This window comes from Psychrobacter sp. W2-37-MNA-CIBAN-0211 (assembly GCF_040309405.1).
GTDB classification, from domain to species: Bacteria; Pseudomonadota; Gammaproteobacteria; order Pseudomonadales; family Moraxellaceae; genus Psychrobacter; species Psychrobacter glaciei.
In genome coordinates this window covers 1-246 of sequence record NZ_JBEOOU010000473.1, presented here as the reverse complement: position 1 = coordinate 246, position 246 = coordinate 1, and the positions used below count along the sequence as shown (strand labels likewise).

1 pseudogene is annotated in these 246 nt (G+C 41.1%); it reads right to left on the bottom strand.

The annotated features are described in order from the left end of the window. Nucleotides 1-59: 59 nt before the first annotated feature. A pseudogene (locus AAEY72_RS15935) lies at nt 60-246 on the bottom strand (McrB family protein); the annotation flags it as partial.

Sequence of the window (246 nt, the reverse complement as noted above, 5' to 3'; positions counted from 1 at the left end):
CTACCTATCGCTTTACTCTCAGACTGTATTACTCTACTCATCACTAGCTAGCAACCTTATCAATATAAACGCTGGTAGACGGATAGAGTGGCGAACTCGCCTGTTCTTTCGATAAGATCGGCATTAATCCGATAGCTACCAGTGTTAATCGATTGTCCTAAAAAGGCATTATGACCGCTAAATAGCTGACTGGTTGTCATGTCATTCGTTTGATGATTTATCTCGTCATCCACATGATCACTAATC